21 protein-coding genes and 6 tRNA genes are annotated in these 26,573 nt (G+C 30.8%); 26 read left to right on the plus strand and 1 reads right to left on the minus strand.

Going from position 1 to position 26,573, the window contains the following annotated elements; all coding sequences use genetic code 11:
* The 26 genes from FIA58_RS21320 to FIA58_RS08695 form a co-directional block, all read left to right on the plus strand.
* A partial coding sequence (locus FIA58_RS21320) for a hypothetical protein (RefSeq protein WP_208022785.1) occupies nt 1-276 on the plus strand: 276 nt, incomplete at its 5' end.
* A gap of 980 nt (nt 277-1,256) precedes the next feature.
* A complete protein-coding gene (locus FIA58_RS08575) occupies nt 1,257-3,515 on the plus strand; it encodes an ATP-dependent nuclease (RefSeq protein ID WP_140962077.1) in 2,259 nt (752 codons plus the stop codon).
* Nucleotides 3,497-5,422 (plus strand): UvrD-helicase domain-containing protein, encoded by a 1,926-nt coding sequence (locus FIA58_RS08580; protein ID WP_140962078.1) that lies wholly within the window; start codon nt 3,497-3,499, stop codon nt 5,420-5,422. Before FIA58_RS08575 ends, FIA58_RS08580 begins: the two co-directional genes overlap by 19 nt.
* Nucleotides 5,423-6,328: 906 nt before the next feature.
* Nucleotides 6,329-6,415 (plus strand) — tRNA-Ser (locus FIA58_RS08585).
* Nucleotides 6,416-6,420: 5 nt separating this feature from the next.
* A tRNA-Arg gene (locus tag FIA58_RS08590) sits at nt 6,421-6,494 on the plus strand.
* Nucleotides 6,495-6,549: 55 nt separating this feature from the next.
* Nucleotides 6,550-6,623 (plus strand) — tRNA-Leu (locus FIA58_RS08595).
* A 6-nt stretch (nt 6,624-6,629) separates the two neighbouring features.
* A tRNA-Glu gene (locus FIA58_RS08600) sits at nt 6,630-6,701 on the plus strand.
* Nucleotides 6,702-6,706: 5 nt separating this feature from the next.
* A tRNA-Gln gene (locus FIA58_RS08605) sits at nt 6,707-6,779 on the plus strand.
* An 81-nt stretch (nt 6,780-6,860) separates the two neighbouring features.
* Nucleotides 6,861-6,933, plus strand: a tRNA-Pro gene (locus FIA58_RS08610).
* Between the two features lie 423 nt (nt 6,934-7,356).
* Complete coding sequence (locus FIA58_RS08615) at nt 7,357-8,367, plus strand: RNA ligase family protein (RefSeq protein WP_140962079.1); 1,011 nt, start codon at nt 7,357-7,359, stop codon at nt 8,365-8,367.
* 4 nt (nt 8,368-8,371) lie between these two features.
* On the plus strand, nt 8,372-9,193 hold the full coding sequence (locus FIA58_RS08620) for an ATP-grasp domain-containing protein (RefSeq protein WP_140962080.1): 822 nt from the start codon (nt 8,372-8,374) through the stop codon (nt 9,191-9,193).
* 35 nt (nt 9,194-9,228) lie between these two features.
* A complete protein-coding gene (locus FIA58_RS08625) occupies nt 9,229-10,008 on the plus strand; it encodes an ATP-grasp domain-containing protein (protein ID WP_140962081.1) in 780 nt (259 codons plus the stop codon).
* Nucleotides 10,009-10,066: 58 nt separating this feature from the next.
* Nucleotides 10,067-10,384, plus strand: coding sequence for a hypothetical protein (locus FIA58_RS08630; protein WP_140962082.1), 318 nt, complete (start codon nt 10,067-10,069; stop codon nt 10,382-10,384).
* A 2-nt stretch (nt 10,385-10,386) separates the two neighbouring features.
* Nucleotides 10,387-11,172 carry an ATP-grasp domain-containing protein gene (locus FIA58_RS08635; RefSeq protein ID WP_140962083.1) on the plus strand — a complete coding sequence of 262 codons (786 nt, stop codon included), beginning with the start codon at nt 10,387-10,389 and terminating at the stop codon, nt 11,170-11,172.
* A gap of 943 nt (nt 11,173-12,115) precedes the next feature.
* Nucleotides 12,116-14,359, plus strand: a complete 2,244-nt coding sequence (locus FIA58_RS08640; RefSeq protein ID WP_140962084.1) for a TerD family protein — start codon at nt 12,116-12,118, stop codon at nt 14,357-14,359.
* A 161-nt stretch (nt 14,360-14,520) separates the two neighbouring features.
* Nucleotides 14,521-15,090, plus strand: a complete 570-nt coding sequence (locus FIA58_RS08645; RefSeq protein ID WP_140962085.1) for a metallophosphoesterase family protein — start codon at nt 14,521-14,523, stop codon at nt 15,088-15,090.
* A 48-nt stretch (nt 15,091-15,138) separates the two neighbouring features.
* A complete protein-coding gene (locus FIA58_RS08650; RefSeq protein WP_140962086.1) occupies nt 15,139-15,687 on the plus strand; it encodes a 3'-5' exonuclease in 549 nt (182 codons plus the stop codon).
* Nucleotides 15,688-15,967: 280 nt separating this feature from the next.
* Nucleotides 15,968-16,471, plus strand: a complete 504-nt coding sequence (locus FIA58_RS08655; RefSeq protein WP_140962087.1) for an endonuclease V — start codon at nt 15,968-15,970, stop codon at nt 16,469-16,471.
* The gene (locus tag FIA58_RS08660) at nt 16,471-17,097 is read left to right on the plus strand and encodes a hypothetical protein (protein ID WP_140962088.1); all 627 of its coding nucleotides are present in this window, start codon (nt 16,471-16,473) and stop codon (nt 17,095-17,097) included. The genes FIA58_RS08655 and FIA58_RS08660 overlap by 1 nt, the downstream gene beginning before the upstream one ends.
* 18 nt (nt 17,098-17,115) lie before the next feature.
* Entirely contained in the window at nt 17,116-18,249 is a 1,134-nt protein-coding gene (locus tag FIA58_RS08665; protein ID WP_140962089.1) for an AAA family ATPase, read from the plus strand.
* Nucleotides 18,249-18,950 carry a hypothetical protein gene (locus FIA58_RS08670; RefSeq protein WP_140962090.1) on the plus strand — a complete coding sequence of 234 codons (702 nt, stop codon included), beginning with the start codon at nt 18,249-18,251 and terminating at the stop codon, nt 18,948-18,950. The genes FIA58_RS08665 and FIA58_RS08670 overlap by 1 nt, the downstream gene beginning before the upstream one ends.
* Nucleotides 18,951-18,954: 4 nt before the next feature.
* Entirely contained in the window at nt 18,955-21,543 is a 2,589-nt protein-coding gene (locus FIA58_RS08675) for a ribosomal protein L7/L12 (RefSeq protein ID WP_140962091.1), read from the plus strand.
* The gene (locus tag FIA58_RS08680) at nt 21,518-22,723 is read left to right on the plus strand and encodes a hypothetical protein (RefSeq protein WP_140962092.1); all 1,206 of its coding nucleotides are present in this window, start codon (nt 21,518-21,520) and stop codon (nt 22,721-22,723) included. Before FIA58_RS08675 ends, FIA58_RS08680 begins: the two co-directional genes overlap by 26 nt.
* Nucleotides 22,713-23,726: a tetratricopeptide repeat protein gene (locus FIA58_RS08685; protein WP_140962093.1), complete on the plus strand. Its 1,014-nt coding sequence runs from the start codon at nt 22,713-22,715 to the stop codon at nt 23,724-23,726. The genes FIA58_RS08680 and FIA58_RS08685 overlap by 11 nt, the downstream gene beginning before the upstream one ends.
* Before the next feature lie 168 nt (nt 23,727-23,894).
* Nucleotides 23,895-25,109: a sensor histidine kinase gene (locus FIA58_RS08690; protein WP_140962094.1), complete on the plus strand. Its 1,215-nt coding sequence runs from the start codon at nt 23,895-23,897 to the stop codon at nt 25,107-25,109.
* Nucleotides 25,110-25,146: 37 nt separating this feature from the next.
* Complete coding sequence (locus tag FIA58_RS08695; protein ID WP_140962095.1) at nt 25,147-25,764, plus strand: matrixin family metalloprotease; 618 nt, start codon at nt 25,147-25,149, stop codon at nt 25,762-25,764.
* Here FIA58_RS08695 and FIA58_RS08700 read toward each other — a convergent pair.
* On the minus strand, nt 25,761-26,507 hold the full coding sequence (locus FIA58_RS08700) for a maleate cis-trans isomerase family protein (protein WP_317167885.1): 747 nt from the start codon (nt 26,505-26,507) through the stop codon (nt 25,761-25,763). The two genes, FIA58_RS08695 and FIA58_RS08700, sit on opposite strands and share 4 nt — an antisense overlap.
* Nucleotides 26,508-26,573 lie beyond the last annotated feature (66 nt).

Genomic DNA, 26,573 nt, shown 5'->3' on the forward strand with positions numbered 1-26,573 from the left:
CAATCTTGTCATCCCGACAAAAGAAGGAAACCCACAAGAAACTCACACAAACCACATCCACAATCTCTTCATGCTATAAGGATCCCACAAGTAGCTCCACAATCTTGTCATTCCGACAAAAGGAGGAAACCCACAAGAAACTCACACAAACTGCATCCACAATCTCTTCATGCTATAAGGATTCCACATATAGCTCCACAATCTTGTCATCCCGCCAAAAGGAGGGAACCCACAAGAAACTCACACAAACCACATCCATTAATAATTTACAATTAACCATCAACAATCAATCATTATTATAAAAATGGTATGTTTTTCTGTTGTTCTTCTAGTCTCAGTAAGGTTTTGTTCGGGTATGCTTCGAAAGAGGGTACCACAACCCCGAACATGACTCGAACAAAACCCGAACAAAACCCGACCAAAATTATAAGTGCAAAAAGGAAAAAAAAAGTAAAAGATATGTCATGGCCATCATACAAATAGCAGGAAATTACCCAAAAAGAATAGGAGACTATATAATTTATGAGTCAAGAGTACTTGGTCATTAGCAGAATCTGAGTACCAAAAAAACACAAACCACATCCACAAACTTGTTATCCTGTTATGTATCCCACAAGTAGCTCCACAATCTTTACATTCCGCCAAAAGGAGAAAACCCACAACAAACTCACACAAACCGCATCCACAAACTTGTCATCTTGTTATGTATCCCACAAACCACTTCCACAAACTTGTCATCCCGACGAAGGAGGGAACCCACTCGAAACTCCACAATCATTACCACAAACCACTTCCACAAATTTGTCATCCCGACGAAGGAGGGAACCCACTCGAAACTCCAAAATCATTACCACAATCATTACCACAAACTTGTCATCCCGACGAAGGAGGGAACCCACTCGAAACTCCACAAACCACTTCCACAAACTTGTCATCCTGTTAAGGATCTCATAAGTAGCTCCCACAATCATTAACACAAACCACAACAACAAAAACAAAAAACAGGTATTTCTACCTATAAAACAACACAGGTAATTTCCTATGTTTGAAAACCAACAAAACGCTTTTCAGTAAAAACGAAACTACAAGCTTCTTTTTCTTACCCAAAAAAAAAACAAAGCCTGTTTTTTGTTTAAATTTGAGAAGCACACTAACAGTAAACTAGTTATTATTAGAGTTTATGGGAAACCGTAAAATGGTTTGGGGCGTTTTTGGGATATTTGTGAAATACACACTTTATTTGATAACAAACAGATATGAAAATAAAACAAATACAGGTTAAAAACTATCGTCTTCTAAAAGATTTTAAACTTGATTTAGAAGATGAATTATCTTTAGTTCTAGGTAAAAATAATTCTGGAAAAACATCAATTTTATCAGTATTGGATAAATTTATAAACTCAGAAAAAAGCAAGTTTACTTCAGAAGATTTTAATTTAGTTTTTAAAAATGAATTAAAAACACTTGTTGAAGATCCTTATCAAAAAACAGAGGAAGAATTTAAAAAAATAGGGAAAGATATAGGAATCAAATTAAGATTAGTAATTGAATATTTTGAAAAAGATGATTTATCAAATATTTGCAATGTAATGATGAATTTAGATACTGATAACAATTTTGTTGTTTTAGGTTTTGATTTTGTTATTAATTATGATAGATACATAAAATTAAGAAAAGATTATTTTGAGTTTAAAAGAAAAGAAAAAGAAAAGTTTGATAAGGGAAAAATAAAATCTATTGAAAAAACAGAAAAAACAGAAGAAACAGAAGAAACAGAAGAAATAAAAAGTACTTATATAGAACGCAGTTTTAATGACTTTTTTAAACAAAATTTTACGGAATATTTTAAACTTTTTAAAAGTCCGTTAGAATGGGATAATACTAAAAAATGCATTATTGAATCTACTGTTGTAGGAAATGAGAACTTTAAAGATATCATAAGCTTCAAATTTATAAAAGCTAAACGAGATGTAAATAATAAAGAAACAGATAAAACATTATCTAGACAAACTTCTGAAATATATAAAAAAGAAGAAACTAGTGATGAGCAAAAAGAAAAAATAGAAAAATTCACTGACGAACTTTCAAGTACAGATAACACTTTATCTGGAATATATGCTGAGCTTTTTAAAGGAGTTATTGATGATGTTAAAAAATTTGGAGGATTAAAAGCTGAAGAAACTAATATTGAAATATTTTCTACTCTACAACAACGTGAATTACTTGAAGGTAACACGACAGTAATGTACACACATGAGAATAATGACAAACTTCCTGAACATCATAATGGTTTAGGTTACATGAATTTGATTAGCTTAATATTTGAAATTAAAATTCAAGTAAAAGAATTCAAAAGATCCAAATTAGAAAGACCGTCTGACATTAATTTACTTTTCATAGAAGAGCCTGAAGCTCATACGCATCCTCAAATGCAATATGTTTTCATAAAAAATATAAAAGATTTATTAAAGGATGGAATTAAAAAGAAATTAAAAAATGATGAAGGAAATGATATTATAATAAGCAGAGAATTACAATATATTGTTAGTACACATTCATCTCATATTGTTGCCGAAAGTAAATTTGATGATATTAAGTACCTTAAAAAGTTAAATAAAAATCAAGTTATTTCTAAAAACTTGAAAGACCTCGAAAAAGAATATATTGAAAATGGAGAAGACCAAAATTATAGATTTCTTAAACAATATTTGACACTTAATAGAGCCGAGTTGTTTTTTACAGATAAAGCTATTTTTATAGAAGGTGATACGGAAAGAATCTTGTTGCCCGCAATCATGAAAAAATTGGATAATGAATATACAGAAAATAAATTATTATCTCAAAACATATCTATTGTAGAAGTAGGAGCGTATTCTCAAATATTTGAAAAATTTATTGATTTTATAGGAATGAAATCCTTAATAATAACGGATATAGACAGTTGTTATTTAGCCCCTGTAATGGAAAAAGACAAAATAACACCAAAATTAAAAGATGGCTTACCACTTTTAAAAAATAAAAAATGCCCAGCAAGTGATGAAAATGCTAAAAGAACTACAAATAATTCATTATTGTTTTTTCATAGAAAATCTTTAGAAGACTTAAAATATTTTATTGAATTAAAACAAGACTGGAAGATTCTTAGAAAAAATAGACAAAAAAAATGGAACCCTAACAGAAAAGGAAATTTATTGATTGTTTATCAAACTGAAGAATTAGATAATCACGCTAAAAGTTATCATGCTAGAAGTTTTGAAGATGCTTTCTTTCATATCAATTATGATTTTATTACCAATGAAGAAAATTCATTTCAATCATTAACAGATAAATGGCTTAAAAAATTTAAAGCAAACAATGATTCTTTTGAATTAGCTGATAATGGAGTCGGAAGCAAACCCTCACTAGCAATTGAAATCTTAATGAATAGTAAGACTGATGATAATGATAATGAATTTAGCAATTGGCAAATTCCTGCCTACATAAAAGAAGGATTGTTATGGTTGAAGGAGGATTAAATAAAATTGAAGAAAAAGATGAGTTTCAGCAAATAATGGAACTTATTAGAGAAGGAAATAATTTTCTTTTAAGTGGCGGTGCTGGTAGTGGAAAAACATATTCATTGGTTCAAGTAATTAAAAAAGTAATTGAAGAATTTCCTACAACAAAAGTTGCTTGTATGACATACACTAATTCTGCTGTTAAAGAAATTGAAGAAAGAGTAAATCATCAAAACTTAAATGTAACAACCATACATGATTTTTTATGGGATAACATAAAAAATTATCAAAATGAACTAAAAAAAGTTCTTATAGAGTTAATAAATGAAGATGGTGTTGATAAAATTAAACTTATAAATGATCAAAAAGTAGAGCCAACTTTTTTTGATGAGATTGAAGAAATAAAATATTCCTATCAAGGTGTACAATTACCACAAGGTATAATTTCTCATGATGAGTTACTTATAGTAGCAAATAGAATGTTTAAAAACCACAAATTATTATGTGATATTATAAAAGATAAATTTAAATTCATTTTTATAGATGAATATCAAGATACTCACAAAGAAGTTGTAGAAATATTTTTAGAACATTTAAACAAGAGTGATAAGCATAATATTGTTGGTTTTTTTGGTGATGCAATGCAATCAATTTACGATGATAGAATTGGGAATTTAGATGATTATTTAAAAATAAAAGTTGTAACAGAAGTTAAGAAAATTCAAAACAGGAGAAATCCAAAATTAGTATATGAATTAGCTAATAAATTAAGAACTGATGGAATCCAACAAACTCATTCCAATGATGAAAATGCACCTAATATGATTTCTAAAGATGAAGTTAAATTAGGAGAAATTAAATTCATTTATTCAGAGAATGAAGATTTAGAAAAAGTAAAAGAATATCTAGGTTGGGATTTTAATGACTTTAAAGAAACCAAAGAATTAAACCTTACTCATAATTTAAATGCCATAAAAGGTCAATTTACTAATTTAATGAGTATTTATAATAATGATAAAATTTTAGAGTATAAAAATCTTATTGTAAGTAATTTAAAAAGCAATAATAAAATAGTAATCTCTGAAGATGATACTTTTGGTCAAGTTATAGAAAAAGTAAATTTACCAATGTCTAGACCAATTAAAGAATTTATTGAAATTAATTCTATACTTTTTGAAGAGGCAAAAAAATATAAATTTATATTGTTTAGAAGAATATATTTGAAAAGTGATATTTTGACTGATGATAAAAAACAAGATGAAGAAGAAGAAAATAAAAAAGGTTCTAAAAGAGACCACCTACTAAAACATTTATTTAAAATTCAAAATAATATAAAATATTATAAAGATGGTAAGTATTTAGAGTTTTTAAAAGAAACAGATTATAAAGAATATTTAAAAAACAATAAGCTTGTTTTTAATATTGAACAAAAGCATATTTTAAAGAAGAATATTCATGAGCTTGTAAACGTGGGCGATAAAACAATTGAAGATATTATTGATGAAGCTCATAGTAAAGGAATATGTTTAAAAACTTATAATTTATTAAAGTTTCAAACAGAGAAAGAATATGCATATAATAGGATTAAAAAGATTAAATTTTCTGAATTTCAAAATGTTTATAATTATTTAGAAGGACTAACACCTTATTCAACTCAACATAAAGTAAAAGGAGATGAGTTTAATAATGTTTTGGTTATTCTAGATAATGGAAGATGGCCTAATTATAATTTCAAATATCTTTTTGAAAATAATGGTAATCCAAATGTTTTAGAAAGAACACAAAAAATATTTTATGTTTGCTGTACTCGTGCTAAAGAAAATTTAGCGGTATATTATCAAAATCCTAGTTCTAAAGTAATTAATAAAGCAATAGAATGGTTTGGAAAAGAAAATGTAATTTCTATTGAAGACTTTGTCAAATAATGCTTAAAAAATCATTCCAAATTTAACTTTTACAAAAAAAATCCTATATTTGCCCACGAAATGAAAACACAAAGACAACATATTGCCATACTATCAAAAGATAGTAACTACCGTTTAGTAGGGGAATTTCCTACTAAGGGCAATAGGTCGTTTGTTGTGTTATATAGGTTTTAAAAGAATAGAAAAGTAATTTTTACCAACCAAAATATACCAAGCGTCCTTCACAAGAGGACGCTTTTTTTGTGTTGTCTAGTGAAGAGTGAATAGTGAAGAGTACTTAGTCGTTAGTACGTAGTACTTTGTAGAATAAATAATTAAAAATTGAATACATAAAGAGGCTGAAATAATCCCGAAATATCGAGACAGCATGATAAAATGAAAAAAAAGAAAAAAATGTTTAATGAGTAGTAAAAATAATACAAAATAAGACTTGAAAGCTAACCAAATGAGAGACAGTCATTTGAACTATTTAAGAGTATCTGTTAGAAAACGGACAGGGTATTCTTTGCTTGAAAACACAATTAACTATCTGATAATCAATAAAATAATTTTAAAAAAGATTTGGAAGTTACCTTTTTTTGACTTTATCTTTGCAGCAGAAATTTGAAAGAAAGGTTAGTTAGAAATTAAAAACTAGAAACTAAAAATTAAAAGCTCAGTACTAAGTACTATTTACTAAGTACTAATCACTAATAAATAAGAAAATGAGAACACTATACATACACTATAACGGACAACAAAAAATGAATTTAATTTCACTAGAGCGCAGTTTTTCTGTAAAGCCAAGTTTCGACTTCGCAGAGGGAATAAGTATGCAGGTGCATCAATACAGGCAATGAGATAGAACTATCTTATTTGTAAACATGAAGCACCTTTAACGAGGTGCTTTTTTTGTGCTTTTAATTTGGAGAGTAGGTAAATATTGGTTTGTTACACCCGACTGCTAATCGGTTTACTCACAAGGTAATGAGGGTTCAATTCCCTTGCTCTCCGCAACTGATTTTGTAGCTCAACAGGATAGAGTAATTGCCTACGAAGCAATAGGTTATAGGTTCGAATCCTATCAAGATCACGAAGAGTAAGTGATTAGTAATTAGTCAAAAGTGAAAAGTACTTAGCAAGAAAATGCAGGAATGGCGGAACTGGTAGACGCGTCAGATTTAGGATCTGAATTTTGAGAGTTCGATTCTCTCTTCCTGTACAAAATGCTCCGTTCGTCTAACGGTTAGGACGACTGCCTTTCGAGTAGTAAATACGAGTTCGATTCTCGTACGGAGTACAAAGTGATTTGTGATGTAAATGGTTAGCATAAGAGACTTTGACTCTCTTTGTTCGGGTTCGAATCCTGACAAATCAACAAATGTTCTTAGAAAGGAACACCCACTCAAAGGATGGTTTTTTTGACTGTCTCTCAAAAAGACTTGACTTTGAGTAACCGCTGGGAAGATAACGATTGGTTGTTTACTCGCTTTGGATGCGAGAGGTTGTAGGTTCGAGTCCTGCTTCCCAGACTGTTTAGTAACTAGTACTTAGTAATTAGTACAAACTGATTTGTGATGTAAATGGTTAGTATAAGTACCGAAGCTTCTGTATTTGACTCTCTTTGTTCAGGTTCGATTCCGAAGCGTCGGGACGACAAATCAACAAAAAACACTATAGCTCAAAGAGTAGAGCAGCAGCTATGTATGCTGAAGATGTAGGTCAATCCCGAAGCGTCGGGTCCTTCTGGTGTTTAAGAGATTAGCTCTTAGTAATTAGCAGAGCGTCAGTTCGAGTGTTTTTTATAAAATGCGAATAGCAATTTTATAAAAAATGTATCGAGAACCGTTGTTGAAATGGAAAGCTTCTCGATACGCTTCGCACTCGAAGTGACGCAGATTGAGAGTACTATTGAAGTGATTAAAAAAAGGTAATAAAAGTAAAAAATAGAAAAAATGGAATTTAGAAAATATAACTCAATAGAAAATACGTACCAAAAGCAAGTTTTGGAACAAATTATCATGCATGGTTTTGAAAAAGAAACCTATGTGGTGCAAGAAAAAGTACACGGTGCCAATTTCTCTTTCTATACGGATGGAGAAACGATTAAGATTGCAAAGCGTACTGATTTCGTTAGTGAAGAGGAGACTTTTTACAATGCTCATGAAGTAGCAAAACGATACAAAGAGAAAGTATTGGAAGCTTTTAAAACGGTACAATCGGAATTTCAGGAAACCCAATTCATTGTGATTTTTGGAGAATTGTTTGGAGGGAATTACAATCATAAAGATGTATCCTTAGTAAAAAACGCTATCAAAGTGCAAAAAGGAGTAGATTATTCTCCGGAGAACGATTTCTATGCTTTTGATATTAAAGTAAACGGAGCACATTATTTAACGGTTGATTCGGCAAATAGTGTGTTTGAAAAAACAGGTTTCTTTTATGCAAAAACCTTGTTTGAGGGTACTTTAGAAGAAGCCTTTCGTTATCCAAATGAGTTTAATTCCTTGATTCCATATTGGTTGGGTTTGCCAAAAATGGAAATGAATATTTGTGAAGGGGTAATTATTAAACCTAATGTGCCTAAGTATTTTGGAAACGGATCACGTGTGATTTTGAAGAATAAAAATGAAAAATGGGCTGAAGTAGGTAAAAACAACAAACCTAAAAAGGAACATAAAGAGATGTATTTTTCAGATGAAGCGCAAAGCATTTGGGAAACCATTCAAAACTATATTACAACAAACAGATTGTATAATGTATTGAGCAAAGAAGGAGCATTTCAGCCAAAAATGATGGGAAAATTGGTAGGATTGTTTTCACAAGATGTGATTGCAGATTTTAAAAAAGACAACCCAACCGTTTTAGATGTTTTGGAAAAAGAAGAACAAAAAAGCATCAATAAAAGAGTCAATAACCAAGTGATAAGCTTAATTAAAGAAGAGTTTATGACGATTAAAGTGTAAAACAATGCAAACAATTTTAGTACTGAATGGAGAAAAATATTGGCAAGATTATCTTCCAGAGTTTACTGTAGTTCAGAAGAAAATTCAAGATTCTGATTTTATACTGAAAGATAAAAAACTCTTTGTTGTAGATAATGAAGGAGTATGTGCACCCGATTTAATCATTTGGAGATTGGGTGCCATTTCACCCAACTGGAAGCATAGAACGGCTTTAGAAATCATTAAGAGTTCCAATGTGGTTTGTGTGAATAGTGCTGAAACGTTACTTCAAGGTTATGATCGTTTGTCTATGTTGCATGTTTTATCGAATCTAGGAATGCCTGTAATTCCTTTTCAAGTAGTTACGCATTCTAGATTATTAAAAAACATAGCAATGTCATTTCCTTTTGTAGTTAAAGTGGGTAACTATCATGGTGGTTATGGAAAAGTATTGGTTCAAAACACTGAAAAATGGCAAGATATTCAAGATTTGTTATTTGTAACCAATGATTATAGTACTATCGAGCCTTATATTGATTATCAGTTTGATATACGCTATTTGATAGTAAAAGATAAAGTTTGGGCGATGCAACGCAAAGGACAATTTTGGAAATCGAATGTATTAACAAACGAATTTCAATTAATAGAAGTAAGCTCTATCTGGGAAACAAGAATTAGAAAAGTTAGCAATCATTTAAAAGCAGATATTCTCGCTTTAGATGTGCTAATAGATAAAGAAGGAAACGAATTCATAGTAGAATACAACGATATTCCGGGATTATCCGGTTTTCCTGAAATGGTACAATTAGAAATGATACAAATTATCAAAGAGAAAATAGAGGTATAAGTAATTAAAAAACAACAATTAAAATTTTAGAAATCATGTATTTTTTAGTCCAAGCCAATATCTATTTAGATCCGGATCATTATAAAGTTTTTGATGCTTTGGATGAACTAGGGATAGCATATGAAGTTGTAAATATAAAACCAACCGATACCGAAATTGCTATGAAAGCCAATCGAAAAGATGTTTTTGTATATGGTTCGGTAACAATGGCACGATTAGCAAAACAATATAAAGACTGGTTTCCAGGTTCGTTTTATGGTGGCAATCATTTGTATGAAGTGTATGCTCGTCATTATGGCTCACATTTGTTGAATGATGAAATAAAGATTGGAAAACTAACAGATGATTTGGTTTGGCAAAAAGGAGAGAAGAAATTTATAAAGCCTTACAAAGAAGCTAAAATTTTTACAGGAAAAGTATTTGAAAAAGAAGAATGGGAAGATTTTATTATTGAGGCTTTAGCCCATCCAAAGCTTTCCATTACTAAAGATTCAGAAATACAAATTTCCAAACCTAAAACAACCATAAAGGAAGCAAGAGTTTGGATTGTAGGCGGACAAATTATAGATGCTGGCTATTATAAGTTTAATGGAGATTTTGCTTTTGAAGCTAGTGTTGCTGCTGAAGGAATGGCTTTTGCCAAAGAAATGATTTCCCTTTTTAACTTAGAAGAAGCTTTCGTTATGGACATTTGTTTGACTTCTGATGGCTGGAAAATTGTAGAAATAAATTGCATCAACAGTTCAGGTTTTTATACCAATACCGATGTGAAAAGCATCATTAAGGCTTTGAATCTCTACTTTTCGAATAGATAAACATAAGGATAGCTTCTCTTATGCATAAAATAAAAAATAACAATTTAAAAATAAAAAAATGCGACAAGATATACTAAAACGATTTTTAACGAATACAGACGAAACAGGAAGATTCTTAATGAAATCGAGGATAACAGGAATTATTTATTTCGTAGAACCTATTTATAATGGTAAAACACCCAAATGGGGCGATTTAAATCCTGCAACAGGACAATTAGAAGGAAATTATGGTTCCAAATATACTGGAGCCGTTACTAAGAAAGAATCCCTTATTACAGAAGAAAATGGTTTTGTGAATATTGGCTATTTCAAAGGAAGTCCCTTTGGAGCTATAGATCAACGAGACAAAGCCCATCAAGAACGTTTAAAATTATAAAAATGCAAACCTATAACAGAATAGCCTTAGTTGGTACAGAACAAGAAGAATATGAGGTCATAAGAGCTAATTATTCAGGATTCATTATTTGGCATCAAGCCCTTCCAAAAATAGTGGTAAAAGACCAAGTGTTGTACATGGAAAAAGCCAATGGAGTAGGCATGTTGCCTGTAGATAAAGTAGTCTATTACGGTATCTATGATAATGATTTCGATTTTATAGCAGGTCTTGCTATCTGGAAAGGGGCTTGTTATCCTAATGCAGCTGCTATGCTTGATTGCCGCTTTAAGATTCCTTGTTTGGTAAAAGCTTTATCGCATACGCAATTTAACGCACCAAGAGGATTTATTAGTGCAGGAGCGTCAATGAACGCAACAGAAGATACGGTTGCTAAATGGGGCAATTGGCATTGTGGAGAAAATAAACATCGTTTTACAGGCGAATGGGAAAGCGAATTCACAGCTACAACCGAACCTTATTTTGAAGGAGAAGCTGTTCGTATTATGGTGATTGGTGATAAGCATTGGCAAATTAAATTAGAAGGAGAGACTTGGTTAAAATCCATTCATCCTGATAGTGCCGGTTTTATGCCTGTTGATGAAGATTTATTAGCTGATACTTTGCATATCCAAAAAGCCATGCAAATGGACATGATAGGAAACGATTATATAGTGGGTAAAGATGGTAAGAAGTATTTATTAGAAGTAAATCATATTCCAAACATCACCCGATTTGAAGTTGTTAGAGAAGCCTATTTGGATACAGTTATAGCGTGGATTAATGAGTAATTAATTATTGATTGTTAATGGTGAATTATTAATGATAAACTAAAAGTTAAAAATGATGTGTTTATCTTTTCTTTATACTACGTAAAATAATTGCGTACTAATAATAACATCTTTGTATCAGAAAATATAACGTTCTTTAAAATAAATAGAAAACAATTTGCCTTTGTGTAATGTACCCCTTTCTTTTTAAGTAAAGAAACAAAAAACAAAGACCTGAAAGAGTTGTACGTTTCTAGAACTGTTGTTTTGCTTTTGAATTCAATTGTAAGTACTCGCTTTTTGCTTGCATATTATTTAAAACCATTGCAACACTTCTATTAACCTCTCTTTTTCCGTTCTTTTAACGCAAAGGCAAAATTGTTTTTATTTTATAAAGTCTTGAAATTCAAATAAAAAGAAAGTTTTTTTAAACTACGTAAAATAATCGCGTATTACTAATGAAATCTTTGTAAAGAAATAAAAACGTTCTTTTAAATACTAAAAATGAGTCAATAAGGTCAAGTATAAGTTACTTCAAACTTCCTTTCAGAAACACACTTGTACGATTATCAGTTGATTCATCTTTTGGGGCAGTAGCTCAGTGGTAGAGCAGGTTAGTTTATACATTATCAAAATGTCAGAACTAGTTGGACAATAGCAACATACTTCAATCAGGTTAGACTTCTTCGGAAGTCTTGGTTCGAGTCCAAAAATGTTGGTACATTTTCAAATAGCGTTTTGGTCAATTCAAACTTACTTCAGCGCTTTTAACGCCCAGGTCATGGGTTCGAATCCCATCTGCTCCACTATAGAAGGTCAAAACTAACTTACTTCAACCACAAACTTAAAATTTGTCAAACTAGTTAGTTCATTATCTTCTAGAATTAAGGTCAAGTGCCTCTTACTTCAAACTCACGATTAGAACTAGAAGCACCATTATCTAATTTTTTAAAAATAAAACAAAATGAAAACAAACGAATTATTAAAAATCAGCTTGCGTCAAAACGCAATATACATTCCTAGCGAGTTTATTAGTGGAAAATCAACTACTATTACTGGACCGACATCGGTTTTAGTAGCCAATGTAGCCAAGTTAGGATTTGCTTTTTCAGAAGAAGCTCTACAAGCTATTAATGCAGTACATCCAAAATATAAATTAGAAATTCAAGACATCATAAAAGAAGTACTAGGTGTTAACAAAAACTGGATCCCTTTAGTAAAAAATTGGGAAATTCCAACAGGAGAGTCTTTGTATGATCATATTACTACTTTTTTTGCTAACGTTTTTAAAACCAATAAAGGAACCACTTTAGCATGTGGACATATTATTCCTGCGAATACGTTTCCATTAGAGCGTTATAATGGTTGTCCTTATTGTGGTACTCCATTTGAGTTTGATACTACTAAATACGAAGGACAAGGTAGTAAATTGAAAGTATTGGAGCTTTGGACTGAGAAAGAGTTACATGCTTTTTATCAGTCGTTACTAAGTTCTAAAACCGCTTTAGACGCTACGCAAGTGGACAGTTTGAAAGCATTGTTGTCTTATTTGCCTTTGCCAAGTGAAGTGAAAATTGGAATTAAAGAAACCATGATGTTAGTGATTGATACGTTAATCGACTTGGATAAAGAAGAAAAGGCAAGTTCTCTTTTTACTTCTCCAACGGATATTTTACGTTATTTATGGTACAAGAAAACTAATTTATTGCAGATTATTGAACCAAAAACAATCATCAATAGAATTGCTAGTAATAACCAACATTTCTTTGTTGCTGCTGATAATAGTGCGAAAGCGAAATTGATTACAACAGTAGACTTGAAATTAAAATATTCAAGAAAGGAATGTTTAATGGTAGCAAGATGGTTGAATGATTTGCCATTAGAAGCAGAAAAAGCATGTGAAATGATGCATCCAAAAAGAGCCATGTGGGTGCGTTTTATAAGAGCTTTACGTTTGTCAGAATATAGCAAGAGAAAAGGATTTGAAGCTTTGAAAACATTGTTAGATGTATTTTATAACCAAACCTATGAAGTGTGGCAAGGAAAAGTGAACCATTTCCGTTTAAAATCGGATGCAACTACCACTTTTGCTTTATTACAAGAAAGACCAGGTTTGTTTGCTCGTTCGTTATTCTCTAACATGTTATGGTTTGGACCTAATGAAACGATAGCTGCTTTTACTGCTATTATTGATAAAGTACCTGCAAGATTGGTGTTTACGTTGAACATGTATGCACAAAACTACTTTGATAGCAACATACAAAGAAGTGTGAAACCTTTAGGTGGTGTAAATAAGAAAATTGGATCTAATAGATTATTGACGTTGTATAACGAAGAGCAATTAAAAGCAATGCAAAATCAAATTGAAGAGTTGTGTTTGTTAGCGATGGAGAAACGATTTGCAACTCAGGAAAATGAGAACAAAACGATGTATATTGATCCACAATTATTCAATATGCCAGTAGCAATAGGTGATAGAAGTGAGACTATTCAAGATTTGCCAGTAGCGCTAATGGGAACACGTTTTTCAATAGAAGGTAACACTGTACGATTGTTTATGCAATGGGGACAAGGTTTACCAGCTCAGCATTTGGATATGGATTTGAGTTGTCATATTGCTTATGCAGATAGATCTGAGATTTGTTCGTATAACCAATTGCAAGCAACGGGTTGTAAACATAGTGGTGATATAATTCATATTCCAAATCAAGTTGGTACTGCCGAATATATCAATATTGATGTGAATGCTTTAGCATACGCTGGAGCCAAATATGTAACTTTTACATGTAATGCTTATAGTAATGGAAGTATTACACCCAACTTAGTAGTAGGTTGGATGAATAGTAAATATCCAATGACTATTTCAGAACGTTCTGGTGTGGCTTATGATGCCTCTTGTGTGGATCATCAGGTAAGAGTAACTCAAAATGTAGCCAAAGGTTTAGTTTTTGGTGTGCTTGATGTTGCTAAAAAAGAAATCGTTTGGTTAGAAATGACCTTTGGTGGACAAGTTGTTCAAGGTTTGGATTACAAAGGAGTACAGGCTATGCTAGCTAAACTATCGAGTAAATTAAACATAGGTAGTTTGTTAACTATCAAAGCAAAGGCACAAAACTTGCAAATTGTTAATACACCTGATGCAGATGAAGTTTATGACCAAAAATGGGCCATAAATGCAGCAGCTGTAACGCAGTTGTTAGTAGATTAATAACAACCTCGGAATTCTTATTTCGAGGTTTTAAAAACTTTGAAATCATGAGGAATGAGGAAAATAATATAGAAATAAAAGAAGTAATTAAAGTTATACTTCTAATTGTAAAATGTATTGCAGCTATTATAAGTTGTAATAGTTAAAATTTAAAAAATAAAATGAAACACAATATATTTTTCACTTCTGATCATCATTTTGGTCATGCTAATATTATAAAATATAGCCAAAGACCATTCGGTTCTGTAGAAGAAATGAATGAAGAGATGATTAGAAAGTGGAATGAAAAAGTAGGCAAAAGAGATCTTGTCTATCATTTAGGAGATTTGAGTTTAGCTCCAACTATAGATACAAAAAACATCTTAGATAAGTTAAATGGTAAAATATTTTTAATCAAAGGAAATCATGATAAAACCACGATCACATATCCGAAACGTTTTGAATGGATTAAAGATTTCTACGAATTAAATGTTGATGATGCAGACGCTCCAAATGGCAAACAAAAGATTGTCTTATTGCATTATGCTATGAAAGTATGGAGAAGTTCCTTTAGAGGGACATGGCATTTGTATGGTCACTCACACGGTCATTTACAGGATGATGAAACCTCACGTTCGTTTGACGTAGGAGTAGATTGTCATGATTTTTATCCGCTTTCTTATGAAGAAGTGAAAGTCATTATGCTAAAGAAAAAATGGAAGAATCCTTTCGAAGGAGAAATTAGAGAATAATAAATTAATAAAATTTTGAACGGAGATTACTTCGTTCTTCAGAATTATATGAAAACAACAGAAAAAATAATCATAATAGATTTAGAAGCGACTTGCTGGAATGGTCCAGTGCCTAAAGGGCAAGTTAATGAAATAATAGAAATAGGTATTTGCGAATTAGATACTCTTTCTGGAGCGATTACCAAAAATAAAGGTATCCTTATTAAACCAGAACATTCTACGGTAAGTCCGTTTTGTACAGAACTGACCACAATTACTCAAGAATTATTGGATAAGGAAGGAATGTCTTTTGAAGATGCTATTGAAATGCTGGAACAGGAATACCAACCCGATAAATACACTTGGGCAAGTTATGGTCAGTATGATTTAAACATGCTGAAAAAACAATGCTCCTACAGGAAAATTGGTTACCCAATGGGAAGTCATCACATTAACGTAAAAGAATTGTTTAGTGAAGTGAAAGGACTGAACAAAAAAGTAGGCATGAACGGAGCGTTGGCAATTTTAAACATTCCATTAGAAGGCACACACCACAGAGGTGTTGATGATGCTAAGAATATTGCTAAGATACTGCATTGGTGTGTTTTGAATGAATAGCTTATAATTAGTGATTAGTCGTTAGTGAATAGTGATTAGTATAACTAAAACAAAAATACTCTTGATGTGCCTTTACTGAAGTTGTCTTTTATTAGATTTTCTTTGGTAAAGGTTTTTTAAAATGCATAACCACTATTTTAAAAATTAAAAACAGAAAATTCATAGATGCTCCAGAGGAGCATTCTATTTATAAAAAAAAGGAATAACAAGATAGCATAGCTCCACAGGAGCGAAATAATTTACAAGAATACTATATATTTGTTTTATAAACCAAAAGAAAATGATTTTAACCATAGATGTCCATTACAAAACCGATTATGCCAAAACCGTTTTGCTGTTTTTTGAAAATTGGCAAAGTGAAACCCCAACAAATGTAGTTACACATATAACAAAAGATGTTTTGGATTACGAACCTGGTTCGTTCTACAAAAGAGAATTGCCTTGTATTATGAATGCTTTGGAAGAAGTTGCTTTAGAAGGATTGGAAACGATTATCATTGACGGACATATTTATGTAGATAATGACGGAAAATATGGTTTAGGAGGTCATTTGTATGAAGCTTTGGATCAAAAATTTCCTATAATTGGAATGGCAAAAACATCTTTTCAAAGTAATACAGAAACCGTAGTTGAAATTTTACGAGGAGAGAGCAAAAATCCGTTGTTTGTGTCTGCCATAGGTTTAGAGAAAGAAGTAGCCGCAAATCATATTAAAAACATGTTTGGTGCCTATCGTTTGCCATATTTGTTGAAGTTAATGGATCTGATAACGAAGGAAGAGTAATGAATGAAAAAAAAATACCCTTTTTAGATACTATCTATCATTTGCGTTCTATTGAACATGCTATTATTTATGATAAGAAGTTGGATATTTCAAAGGAAGAAGAAAAGGAAGTCATCGAACTTCTTAAGGATGAATATGAAAAAGAAAAACTCAATTATCCTTTTCAAGCTCCAGTTTTTGATGAAGTTGCTGCTTTGTGGGGAAGCAAGATCGTATATTTCGCTACGCAATTGGTCTTAAATAGAGAAGATACGGCAAGTAAAATAAGTACATTGTTTCCTGATTTTGGTCAACCCATAATTCCTTCAGCAATGCTTTCAGCCGATTTGTGTTTGCGCTTTCTACCGCAATTACTTTTGCAATTGCAACTCATGGATGCAGATGATATGATTCTTCCTGTATTAGAACAAAAACTAAAACAGTTTCCTTATTCTGGAATAGGATATGAAATGAATTTGGAAAATATAGACTTGAGTGTTGCTTTATCTGATGCTTGTTTAACGCAATTATTTTTAGATAGGGTAGTGGAAAAGAAAGATAAAAACAGAGGCAATTTAGAAGTAATTAAACCCTTGCTTTTGGCAAATTTCGGAGATTATAAAACGATTTTTTGGAACGAATTGTAAAAAATATTTTAATAGAAAATGAACACACTACATACTTTAAATGCCCTTTTAAAACATATAAAAGAAACCTTTATAGGTAAAAACGAAATTGTCGATTTGCTAGGAATTTGCTTATTGGCTAGAGAGAATGCCTTTTTGCTAGGTCCTCCTGGAACGGCAAAGAGTGCTATTGTAAGAGCTTTGTCTAATGGTATTGAAGACGGTAAAAACTTCGAATACCTATTAACCCGTTTTACAGAACCGAATGAAATTTTTGGTCCTTTTGATATTCGAAAGTTAAAAGACGGTGAATTAGTTACCAATACTGAAGCCATGATGCCAGAAGCTTCTATGGTTTTCTTAGATGAGATTTTCAATGCTAATTCAGCTATTTTGAATAGTTTGTTGATGGCTTTGAATGAAAAAATTTTTCGTAGAGGTAAAGAAACTAAGAAATTACCAGCCTTAATGTTTGTTGGTGCAAGTAATCTATTACCAGAAGATGAAGCTTTGAATGCTTTGTTAGACCGTTTTTTACTTCGTGTGAAATGTGATTACGTAGATCCTGATTTGTTGAACGAAGTGCTTTTGGCAGGTTGGAAATTAGAAAACAAAACGGCTGAAACAACTCCAACAATCAAAGCAGATGAGGTAAGAGAATTACAAGCAGCAACACGAAAAGTTGATTTGGCATCCATTCGTAAAGAATATGTCGATTTAATTCATTCGTTACGTAATGCAGGAATTAATGTTTCTGATCGTAGAGCGGTTAAAATTCAAAACTTAATTGCTGCAAGTGCTTTTATTTGTGGAAGAGACACTGCTATTTTATCCGATTTGTGGGTGTTGAAATACATTTGGGATACAGAAGAACAAGTAGAAGTTTTAGAAGGTATAGTAAATCATGTGATTGAAAAAGATACTAGTGAAAAAGCCCATCCACAAGCAGTTTATAATAAAGTGCCCGATGCAGAGGAAGTCATGAAAGAAGTGAAATATTTGTCGGAGAAATGGAACGATAGTACGTTGTCTTTTGAAGAACAGAATATTATTAAAGATAAATTACGCTATGTGCAAACACGTTGTGACTGGATTAAAAACCAAGAACAAAAGAAGTATATTCAAGAGGAAATAGAACAATTGTGGCAGAAAATGCTTAAAACCTTTGCCTAATGTTTTATGTGGAATTACATAAAAGTCATTTAGACTATTTGGCTCCTATAAGACATTGGAATAATCTAAAATTAGCTTTTGAAGGAGAAGCTATCTTTATTAAAGATTTTTCAATGGAGCAAATTAATGATGTAGTGTTGTTGCAAATCCCGCACATTATAGTGTATGAATTGAAAGAGCAGTTGTTGTTTCGAAAAGACAAATTAGTACCAACTAAAAAAATACCTTCCGCTTTATTGTGGATGCCTATTTTGAATGCATTGCCTATTGATTTACCAAATTATAATATGAATTATTTTGGTATTCCTGACAAAATAGACATTCAAATTGTAAAAAGTGAAGTTGAACAAAAGCCTTATGGATTAATTACCAAATTGGAAAATGTAAAAGAATATATTGAAACACTACCGCAAGTACGTTTGCAGAATTTAAAATGGATAATTATAGAAGATAGTGTGCTGTTTCTAGGCACTCCTTTGTTGCCTATTAAAGGACAAACCTATTGGCTAAAAGACAATTGTTTGTTTCCAACAGGTTATGCCTTGGAATTTGATATTTTGTTTCCAATTATAAAAAAACAACTCGATCCGAATAATGATAGTATGCTTTTGTTTCAAAATAACAATAGCTTTCTGTCTATTCCTTTGAGTGAATGTAAACCTTTAACCCTTAGTTCGTTTCGACTAACGGTAAACGAATAAAAAAATGGATTTTAAAAAATATTTTCAGCAATATCACGATTACTTTTGGTATACAATGACTTACAAAGATGATTTTGAAGATGATGTTGTTGTATTTGACCAATCTAATAATGGTTCAACAATTGCTTATAAAAATTATGTTACAGAAGTTTTAGAATTACTTTCGGATGATTGTATTCCACCTTTTGGTTCATTGTTGTTAGCTATTGTAGCTACCAATCCAAATAGTGAAGCTTTATTAGTTACTTTACATCATTATGCTAAATCGAAAGAACGGGCTAGTTCATTTCCAAATGCCAATTTGTATCGAACCGGAGCTGCTTTCGATTTTTTAAAGATACTTGCAAGCTTACCTGAAGAGTACAAAGCAGGTGATAATCGTATTTTGCTTTTTAAGACTATTTTTGAAAAATGTCATAATAGAGTGGGAAGTGAAATTGCTAAAAAAATAATTAATGATTTTAAAGAGGTAGGAACAGATTATGCAGAGCGAATTAATGTAATTCCTTTCAACGAAGCTAATTTTATAAAAGATTTTAGAACCATTGCTTTATTAAAACAAAAGTTTCCTAACAAAGAATCTTTACTCAAAGCATTAACGGCTTTGCCTGAACCTGAAAAAATAGAAGAAGTATTAGCAGAAGAAGTTTCTCAACCTTTAGAATCGAATAAGACAATCGATTTTGTAGAAGAATTAATTCAGGAGCAAAAAACGTTTCAAGTAGGTAGTTTACTACAGCGTATTTGGTCGGGATTGAATATTCCATTTCATCATAATGTACCTAGTCAACAACCTATTGGAGGTGTTTCCGATTTAACCAATAAAGGTGATTTCGATAAGTTGTTGTTGTCTGAGTTTGCCAATGATGATCTAGTTTTCATGTCACGTTTGGCCAATAATGAAGCTTTGTACATTCAGCGAGAAATTCCACCACAAGACAATAAGAAAGTACGTGTTTTGTTGCTTGATGTTTCGTTAAAAAATTGGGGAAACCCAAAAATAGTAACTTTTGCCACAGCTTTAGCGATTGCCAAACATCCAAAAACAGATATTGAATGTGTAGTGTATGCTTTCGGTAAAGAATACACACCAGTAAAAATAGATACTGTAAACCAAGTAATTACTAGTTTACAAGAATTGAGTGGAGGATTAGATGGAGGAGAAGGTCTACAGCAGTATTTTGAGAAAGAATACGGAAGTCTTGAAGAGGTAGAATTGTTCGTGTTTACTCAAGAAGAGAATTTTGAATCAATCCCTTTTACTAAAGTAATTAACGAACATTTTGATAAGATTAATTTTATCATCACAACTACTGCTTCTGGAGTAATTGATACTTATAAAATAAAAAATAAGGTAAGAAAACATATAAAAAAGATACAATTGCCTTTGGACGAATTATGGAGTAATCCCCCAAAACCAAGAACTAGAGCAAAAGCAATGCGTTCAAACAGTCAAAGTGAAATTCCTATTTTGTATCCTGTGGAGCGCAATTATAGTTCGATATTTCATTATGAAAGTGTTTTTTATATGTTTATTAATTCCAATTTGTTTGTTTTTCAAGACCAACCCTTAACGAAAGGATTTGAAAAGATAACGAGTTCCATTCCTTTTACAAAAGGACAATTTACAATTTTTAAGAATAAAATGGGTGCTTTGATTTTGGTAAACTGGATAGCCGAAGAAAAAAGACTGTCTTTTTATGATTTGGAACAAAAGACAACAATTTCAAAAGAAATAACGATTAATACAGAATTGGATTTAAAACTCTTTTCAAAAGAACAAAATGTGTATTTTTCAGATGATGATTTGTTTTATAAAATTTCCGATACTTTTGATTGTATTGTAACTTCTCATGAAGCAGTAAAAGACTATTTTAAACAGTATAGTTTTAAAAACAATCAGTTTGTAAGGGATTTTAAACATACGAGTAAAACCTATGTTGTCATGAATAACCTTAAAACGGTTAGAATTAAGAGGAATAGAACTGAAGTAAGTCAATATAACCAAAATAGTAATGATATCATTCAATGTAACAAATATGCTTTACAATCCAATACATTTTTAGAGTATTATGGTAATCGTTTAGATAGCTATCTTGTTTTAGAAATGAGAGTTACCTTAGTATTAAAAAAGGCAAATAAAAATCAAATTAATATTATTAAATTTTTAAAAGAGAATTTTAATTATGGTTTAGGTGAAGCGAAAATGATGGTGGATGATTTCAATAAAGTAATTGTTGAAAACATAGCTAATGAAGAGGCACAAAAATATAAAACGGATTTAGAAAATTTAGGAGCAACTTGTTATATTGAAATAACTCATTTTATCACAAAGGATGGAAGTAGTGTCAGTTGTAACAATGGAATTTTGACATTAGAAAGTAGTAATACCAATATTCCAAAAATGTATATTCCTTTTATAACTAATTTTCCTTCAGCAATGGCAACGGATAATGATTTTACAGGAAATCCCCATTTTTTACCTGAAGAAAGTAATTTAAACGTTATTGATACACAAGATTTTCACGATAAATATTACAAACCATTTATCCAACATATTATAGAACATGAAGCTAACGTTACAACCGCATAAAAGAAACAAATATCCTATTGCAGGCATTTTGATAAAAGGCAATACTCCTTTGGTATGGTTGCAAAACTTGCAGGAGTTAGATATTGCTTTAACAACTTGTGTTTGTTATCCAATTCCTAGTACAGTGGCTAATGAATTGTATGGTTGTTTGGTTGTAGTTCCTGTAAATACAATTAAGAAAGATCATGCTCATTTACAAGTACAACTGTATGAAGAAAAAGTATTTATTCCAGAATATGCTATAATTTCTCCTTTTTTATCTAAAGAAGAAGGAAACAAGATTTTAGGAATAGATTATCATTTTCTACATCCAGAATTGGGTTTAATCGAACTAGAAGAAGCAATTGATTGGGCAACTTTATTGAATCCTTTTCGTAAAATTAATGTAAGGCTAAAGACACCACATTCTGGTGTTTTTATTCCAAAGCAATTGCGTTCAGTTCATGTGGAATATGATGAGGAAACATTATTAGAAGCTTTAGAAAATCCTTTAACTGAAGAAGAAAAGTTAGAGAAATTGCCTTTTGATATGAAGAAACTAATGGCTGGAAATCAAAAAGAAATGGAGAAGTTTCTAGCTTTTATGGATAAAAACCCTGAATTGGCTATGAAATATGCAATACCTTTAGATACTTTGGGTACAGCTAGAGGAAACAATAATGGAGTTTTTCAATTTGGAGGTAGTTTTAAAGAATCATTTTCTCGTTTTTTTGGATTTTCTGATGTATCAGGAAATCCAACAACTAAGAATTCTAGTGAGAAAGTTTCAAAAATTATAAGCCTTATTTTATTAACAGTAGGTGTTCTTTTTGTATTTTATATTATAAAAACATTTATAAATTATAGCGTTACAAGTTCAAAAAATTTACCAACAAATTATTTAGGTTCTTCAAGTGGAAATAATGTGATATTAGTACTATTTATAGTAATTTGTATAGGAGGTATATTTCGATTAATGCTACTGTCAAAATTTGATTTTAAAGGTAAACCTGCTACTATAAATAAGTTAATTATGGTTCTTCTCTTAATTATTTCTCTTTATTATTTATTGAGTTTTATGTATTCTAATTTTGGTCTCACAAAATGGTACTCTATAGTTACTTTACTATTTATAGTAGCATTAATTTATAGGTTATTTGATGTTGACAAAGAAGTATTTAAAGAAAAAGATGAAAAATAAACAATCATTTGATAAAAAAGTTATTGATGTAATTTTTATATTACTCATATTAAAACTAATCTACTCCTTACTTTCGGGGTTTTATTTAGGAACAAGCGAATTCATTATTCTAATTGTAAGTACTGTAATATTTTCGCTTTTGTTATTTTATGTTTTGAAAAGATTAGCCAATTCAGAATTTAATTCAACAATTAAAAATGGCAACGGACCAGAATCAAACGTTCTACTACAATCGAGTGTCTTTAATCAAATTGAGCAAAAATATAGAGACTTAGCTCAAGAATATGTCAAGAATAAAGAATACAAAAAAGCCGCTCACGTGTATATGAAATTGTTGAAAGATAATTATACAGCCTCAAATGTATTATATGATGGTGGATTATATATAGAAGCAGCAACTGTAAACTTAAAATACTTAAAAAACGAATCCAAAGCCGCAGAATGTTTTGAAAAAGGAAAAGCTTATAAAGATGCTTTACACTTATATAAAAAATTAGAGAATCATGAAAAAGTAGGCGATATGTATATGCATATGAACGAGTTAGAAGAAGCTCAAAAAGCCTATTATACAGTTGTTGATACTGATGTAGGAGTAAAACAGTACATAAAAGCTTCTCATGTATTGAAAGATAAAATAAAAGCACCGGAAGAAGCTCAAGAATTACTTCTTGAAGGTTGGGAAAAAAATATTCAAAATAAAGACTGTTTGCAAGCTTATTTTCAAAATTTAAAAGATAAAAATAATTTAGAAGAAAATATCCAAACTATTTATGATACTAAAACCATCGAGACTAATAAAGAAAGCTTTTTTCAAGTGATAAAAGGTCAGTTTGGTAAAAACGATAAAGTCAATAAAACAGTGCGAAGCATTTCCTATGAAATTGTATCCCAATTAATGGATAAAAAGCCTGAAATTGTTTCAGAATTGAACTATTTAAACGCACAAAATACTTCTTTTGCAAAAGATGTAATGCAATACAAATTGAATAGAAGAAAAAAATAGAAATAGTTATAAAATAATAAATTATGTGATCAGATTAATAAGGAGAAGTAATTTTTTTAGATTTCATAAACTAATAGAAATTTTTTATTAAATTTATTAAGGTCAGAAATAAAATGTTATAAAACAGCTTATCTCTTTCTTTTAAACAAACAAATAAATATTGATTCTATGAAGAAACCTGAAATACCACAGAATGAGGTCCAACGTTCTGAAGCCTTAAATGATTATAAAATATTAGATACATTACCAGAAGAAGAATATGATGCCTTAACTAAAATAGCTGCAGAAATTTGTGGAACTCCTATTGCATTAGTTAGCCTAATCGATCCAGAAAGACAGTGGTTTAAATCTCATCACGGTTTAGATGTAACTGAAACGTCTAGAAATCTTGCTTTTTGTGCCCACGCTATTAACACACCAAACGAATTATTTATTGTACCAGATGCTACAAAAGACGAACGTTTTTTTGATAATCCACTAACTGTTGACAATCCTAATGTCATTTTTTATGCAGGAGCTCCTTTAAATACTCCAGAAGGTTATCCATTAGGAACTCTTTGTGTGATAGATACTAAACCTAGAGAAAATCTTACTGAAACCCAAAAGGAATCTTTAAAAGCATTAGCCAATCAAGTTATTTCACAATTAGAATTACGAAAAAAAAACAGACTTTTACAAGAGCTTAATGATGAAATTATGGTAAAAAATGCACAATTGAATCAGTTTGCACATCGTCTTACTCATGATTTAAAAGTACCAATTAGAGGTGTAAATTCTTTAATTAGTTTTATAAAAACAGATTATAAAGACTTGATTAAAAATACTGAAGTAGAAGGATGGATCGATTTGATTTATTCTCGTAATGAATATATGGATTTTTTAATTAATGGAATATTAGAATATACAAAAGTTAGTAATAACCAATTGTACTTAGAAGATTTTAATATTCAAGCTACAATCCAATATATTCTTGAAAATGGTATTTTAGATATTCCAATTCAAGTTCACTACACAGCTTGTGATACTATCATCCATCATTCAAAAATAGGTTTTATTCAAATTATTCAAAACTTATTATCTAATACTATTAAACATAGTAATAAAGATAAAAGTATGGTTTGGATTACAACTGAAGATAATGGAGATAGTATTTCCTTTATTTATGAAGATGATGGTCCTGGTATACCAGAAAAATACTGGAAAAAAGTATTTGAATTATTTGAAACACTAAATACAAGTAATTCCAAAAACTCAGGAATTGGTTTAGCAACTATAAAAGCAATTACTGACCGTTTAGGAGGTACTATCTACTTAAAGAATAGACCAAATAACAAAGATGGTGTTTGTTTTTATTTCAAATTACCCAAAAATAAAAAATCTTAAATTAATTTTTAACAAATAAAAAACATAATTAGCTAAAATGAATAATTTTTTTATTTTCTTATTGTTTGTATTCATTTCTTGTCAAAATAGAGCAAGAACTGAAACAGTTGTTGGAATTCAACCTTATAAAGGTTTTCCAAAAGAAAAAACCGATACGTTAGCTAAAACTATTGCTGACTTTTACAGTGTTAAAACCGTAATACTGCCTGCAATTGAGTTACCAAAGTCAGCTTTTGTACAAGTCAAATCAGCACGTTATAGAGCCGATAGTATTATTAAAATTCAAAATCGTATAGATTTAGACACAATCGATTTTATTTTGGGTTTAACCCAAAGTGACATTTCAACTACAAAAAAAGACAAAGAAGGTGCTATAAAAGTTCCAAAATATAAATATGAAGATTGGGGAATAATGGGCTTGGCTTATTGTCCTGGTACTAGTTCAATTGTTTCTTCCTTTCGATTACAGCATAAAAACCCAAACATTCATTTAACAAGACTTAAAAAAGTTACTGTACATGAATTGGGACATAATTTAGGCTTACCACATTGTCCAAATAAAAAATGTGTTATGACCGATGCGGTGGAAAGTATTGCAACTATTGATAATGCAGAATTATTACTTTGTGAAAAATGTAAAAAGAAATGGAATTAATAGTTACCATTCAACAATTCTCCACCCATTCCAGCTTTTGCTTCAATACCGATTTTCTTCATCATTTCATAAGTGGTACAAACTGCAGCAGAAGTTACAGGAATTCCACACTCCGCTTGAATTAAATCAATAGCTTCTAAAGAAGGCATTTGCACACAAGCAGAAACTACTAGAACATCAACATCTATTAAATCTAATTGTTTGTATATTTTTAGTAAATTCATAGGGTTTTGTGCGGCAACTTCTAAATTATCTGGAATTTCCAAAGCAATACTTTGTTTCACTTTTATGCCTTGGTTTTCAATATAATCTACAACCATATCCGTTAAAGGTCTCATATAAGGAGTTATGATTGAAATTTGTTTGGCTCCTAAAACTTTCAAACCGTTAATCAAAGCACCCGCTGAAGTAACAATTGGAGTAGGGAAGTCATTCGCAATCGTTTCTTGATGTAAATTCACTTCCGAAACACAATGATAACCTCTTCCCATGCTCATAATTGCCACCAAGCAAGCATAACCCATTACATCTACATGAGCATCTGACAATTCTTGAGCACATTTTAAACTCATTGCATCCATTGCCTCGAGTTCTTCTTTGGTTACTTTTTTCATACGCATTCTACTGCTGTGAAAGGTAAAGCGTTCTGGAAGTATTGCTTCTCTTGAACGGAAAATTGCTGGTATTTCGGTTTCCATCGTTACGTTTGATGATGGAACTATCTGGCCTATTTTATATTTCATTCTTTTTTAATTTTTGGTATACAGATTTAAGAAATTAAAATAATTTTTAAAGTTTCTCAAATTTCT

This window comes from Flavobacterium jejuense (assembly GCF_006491595.2).
Lineage (GTDB): Bacteria > Bacteroidota > Bacteroidia > Flavobacteriales > Flavobacteriaceae > Flavobacterium > Flavobacterium jejuense.

Excerpts from the sequence above, each read along its gene's own strand:
- FIA58_RS08575 (WP_140962077.1), top strand. The coding sequence starts at position 1,257 with ATGAAAATAAAACAAATACAGGTTAAAAACTATCGTCTTCTAAAAGAT.
- FIA58_RS08580 (WP_140962078.1), top strand. The coding sequence starts at position 3,497 with ATGGTTGAAGGAGGATTAAATAAAATTGAAGAAAAAGATGAGTTTCAG.
- FIA58_RS08615 (WP_140962079.1), top strand. The coding sequence starts at position 7,357 with ATGGAATTTAGAAAATATAACTCAATAGAAAATACGTACCAAAAGCAA.
- FIA58_RS08620 (WP_140962080.1), top strand. The coding sequence starts at position 8,372 with ATGCAAACAATTTTAGTACTGAATGGAGAAAAATATTGGCAAGATTAT.
- FIA58_RS08625 (WP_140962081.1), top strand. The coding sequence starts at position 9,229 with ATGTATTTTTTAGTCCAAGCCAATATCTATTTAGATCCGGATCATTAT.
- FIA58_RS08630 (WP_140962082.1), top strand. The coding sequence starts at position 10,067 with ATGCGACAAGATATACTAAAACGATTTTTAACGAATACAGACGAAACA.
- FIA58_RS08635 (WP_140962083.1), top strand. The coding sequence starts at position 10,387 with ATGCAAACCTATAACAGAATAGCCTTAGTTGGTACAGAACAAGAAGAA.
- FIA58_RS08640 (WP_140962084.1), top strand. The coding sequence starts at position 12,116 with ATGAAAACAAACGAATTATTAAAAATCAGCTTGCGTCAAAACGCAATA.
- FIA58_RS08645 (WP_140962085.1), top strand. The coding sequence starts at position 14,521 with ATGAAACACAATATATTTTTCACTTCTGATCATCATTTTGGTCATGCT.
- FIA58_RS08650 (WP_140962086.1), top strand. The coding sequence starts at position 15,139 with ATGAAAACAACAGAAAAAATAATCATAATAGATTTAGAAGCGACTTGC.
- FIA58_RS08655 (WP_140962087.1), top strand. The coding sequence starts at position 15,968 with ATGATTTTAACCATAGATGTCCATTACAAAACCGATTATGCCAAAACC.
- FIA58_RS08660 (WP_140962088.1), top strand. The coding sequence starts at position 16,471 with ATGAATGAAAAAAAAATACCCTTTTTAGATACTATCTATCATTTGCGT.
- FIA58_RS08665 (WP_140962089.1), top strand. The coding sequence starts at position 17,116 with ATGAACACACTACATACTTTAAATGCCCTTTTAAAACATATAAAAGAA.
- FIA58_RS08670 (WP_140962090.1), top strand. The coding sequence starts at position 18,249 with ATGTTTTATGTGGAATTACATAAAAGTCATTTAGACTATTTGGCTCCT.
- FIA58_RS08675 (WP_140962091.1), top strand. The coding sequence starts at position 18,955 with ATGGATTTTAAAAAATATTTTCAGCAATATCACGATTACTTTTGGTAT.
- FIA58_RS08680 (WP_140962092.1), top strand. The coding sequence starts at position 21,518 with ATGAAGCTAACGTTACAACCGCATAAAAGAAACAAATATCCTATTGCA.
- FIA58_RS08685 (WP_140962093.1), top strand. The coding sequence starts at position 22,713 with ATGAAAAATAAACAATCATTTGATAAAAAAGTTATTGATGTAATTTTT.
- FIA58_RS08690 (WP_140962094.1), top strand. The coding sequence starts at position 23,895 with ATGAAGAAACCTGAAATACCACAGAATGAGGTCCAACGTTCTGAAGCC.
- FIA58_RS08695 (WP_140962095.1), top strand. The coding sequence starts at position 25,147 with ATGAATAATTTTTTTATTTTCTTATTGTTTGTATTCATTTCTTGTCAA.
- FIA58_RS08700 (WP_317167885.1), bottom strand. The coding sequence starts at position 26,507 with ATGAAATATAAAATAGGCCAGATAGTTCCATCATCAAACGTAACGATG.